The 2,596-nt window shown below is 51.1% G+C and carries 3 protein-coding genes and 1 pseudogene; all 4 read right to left on the reverse strand.

Annotated features, from left to right (window positions below; translation table 11 throughout):
- Positions 1-1,706, reverse strand: a 1,706-nt coding sequence (locus CWM53_RS20120) for a TraC family protein (RefSeq protein ID WP_165785104.1), incomplete at its 3' end; no start/stop codon positions are given.
- Positions 1,707-1,777: 71 nt separating this feature from the next.
- Positions 1,778-2,176: a hypothetical protein gene (locus CWM53_RS20125; RefSeq protein WP_165785105.1), complete on the reverse strand. Its 399-nt coding sequence runs from the start codon at positions 2,174-2,176 to the stop codon at positions 1,778-1,780.
- A gap of 7 nt (positions 2,177-2,183) precedes the next feature.
- Entirely contained in the window at positions 2,184-2,474 is a 291-nt protein-coding gene (locus tag CWM53_RS20130; RefSeq protein ID WP_020323516.1) for a hypothetical protein, read from the reverse strand.
- Positions 2,471-2,596, reverse strand: a pseudogene (locus CWM53_RS32030) (hypothetical protein); the annotation flags it as partial. The pseudogene CWM53_RS32030 and the gene CWM53_RS20130, both read right to left, overlap by 4 nt.

Here is a 2,596-nt window from a genome sequence, read left to right on the forward strand (position 1 = left end):
GGACTGGCCATCACCGACATCTGGTCGCGGATACGCTCGGCGGACAGGTCAAAGTTAGCGTCGTCGAGAATATTGGCGAACGGATTAAACTTCAGCGAGTCGCCGTCGAGATACACGCCGCCCATGTTTTCACACAGGGACTTGTAGCCGTCGCCCATGTCGAACACCCAGGCAAACCCGCCGGAGTCGAGCACGCTGCGAATGAGGGGCTGAATCAGACCGGTTTTGCCCGCCCCGGAGGTGCCGCAGACCGCCATGTTGAAATTGGTATTGTTCATTCCCTCGTAGAACAGGTCGATGAACGCCAGCTGGTTACGGTAGGTGGGCGCCAGGAGTCCTGCCGGCGCCAGCGGACTGTCAGCGACAATCGGCAGAAGGTTGGCCACCTGGAACGTCTCCGCCCGCTTCACCACACCTGCCGCCTGCAGCTCTTTGAACAGGCCTTCGCCGCATTTGAACGGCATCATGGCCAGAAAATTACGCAGGTGATGATAGCGGGCCGGGATAAGCTGGAAGCCACCCTTACGGTAACTGTTGAGCACCTGCTGCTCGGTAGCGAGAGAGGCCTCTGCGTTATCGGCGGTATACGTGGTGATGTTAAAGAAGTAGGACACCAGAGAGGTCTGGTTGGTCGCCAGTCGCTGGCGGATATCGCCCCACTCCTGCATTTCCTTTATCACGTTCGGAAAGTACTTCGCGTAGGAGGTTTTGCTTTTCTTCTCCACGTCCATGAATTTCAGGTTGGCTTCGTTCTGGGTCTTCACCTGGTCCTCCACCATCAGCGTCAGTGTGATGACAAAGGGGCAGGAGATGGAGAGCTCCGGGTTCAGCAGGTTGGCGTAGTTGTCCGCAGCGGTCCAGAGAAAGGCGATTTCCGGGTCACACTCCAGGTGATAGTTCGTCACCCGGGTCACGCACTCTTTCCCGTCCCGCCCCAGGCGGCCAATTTTCAGATGACCGGCAGTGACCTGCATGTCAAAGCTGTCATCCACGCACTGATAGTTCAGGTCCTGATACGGGTCCAGCTTGTACGGCACCCGGTACATCTCATGCGGATCCGGGTTAATCAGCTCCCGCATCAGTTCGACCATCCCGGCCGCATCGAGGATACGCGTCGGGATGTAAGCCCCGCCGAGCGATGCCCGTAACACTTTAATCTGATTCTCCAGCTCCACGATTTGCGTGGTGGAGTTCTTCTTCCGGGGCACGCAGCAGGAGATGTACACGCGGTAGTTTCGCAGCGTCAGGGGCAAATCCAGATTGTCCGGCAGGGGAAATTGTGTTTCCGCCGCCCGGAGATAGTAGGCGCGGGTGATGGCATTAAACTTTTTAGCCTGTTTACCGCTCCAGCGGAATTCACGCAGACCATAGTCGATATCATTGCCGACCAGTTTGCTGGAGACCAGATGAAAACTGACCGGGACGCCCCTGGAAAGTTTGCTGCGCAGTAAATGCTCCAGTGTGGCGACGATACTTTTATCCGCACCGGGTAAAGGACGCGCCTCAAACATAAAACCGACGGTTTTGTTATTAATAAACAGACCGGTCGCGGAATCATAATCCTTATAGGGCAGAATACGGCTGAACTGGGGGAAATTCATGCTGCCCAGCGTGTCATTGGCTTTCGCGGATTCGTCGGGCAGCTTCAGTGCTGACACCAGTGAATTCACAGCCTGGGTGACGGCATCGATGATGTTATTACTCATGCGGGCGTTCCTTTAAGAGCAATTCAAAACAACAAGGGTAATAAATGGCAAGAAGAATATTCACAGCCGCACTAGAAACTCCTTCTTATAATGGAAGACACAGGAATGAAAAACAATAAACACATGGAGGCAATAATCTGACCCGTAAAGATCGCATCCAACAACATCGCCCCTTGCCACAAACAAATAAGCAGAGTGACAAATAATAAAACCACATGAAAGAAAACAATCAGGAACAGAATGTTCGCTGAGAACTCCACATCACTCCCCCCCACCTCTAAGCAGAAAAAATAAAAAACGCACAAACTACAGATGATAAAGACACCATCATGTCGAAAACTCTGAAAGAAATCAGGAGAAAACTCTCCGACCAGTCCATTGTACGTCAGCCTGACTCCCAGATAGATGAGCCAGTAGACTGGAGGGATAAACAAAAAACCATATTTTCTAAAAAATAACACCATAACCATCCCCTGATTATTTGCTCATAGCGTTCAGTGCGTTAAGTTGTTTATATTTCTCGTTACATTTAGCGGCAATTTTCTTCGCATCGCGAAGGGTTAATGGTCCCGGGCTATTACGGAGTGCCGTTCGAAAATCCTCACCGGCACAGGGTATTTCATGAGAAATCATTAATAACTGTTCTTCAGTCGCTGTACCGTTATCTCTGTAATCATCGTAAACAAGATACAGCAGACCACCCAAAAAAAAGAGTGGAAAGGCCCAGTTAACAATGTTTTTAACCGCGCTCGCGACGTTTACTTTCATTTTTTATTCGCCTGGTATAATTCCCACTGATGGATATACGCATAATACCGCTCACCTGGCACATTAATGATGATGCCATCACAGTCCAGTTTATTAACAGGGCTGGTAAAAGCGCCTGTCGG

The organism is Klebsiella sp. A-Nf5 (genome assembly GCF_002810545.1).
Classification (GTDB): domain Bacteria; phylum Pseudomonadota; class Gammaproteobacteria; order Enterobacterales; family Enterobacteriaceae; genus Klebsiella; species Klebsiella variicola.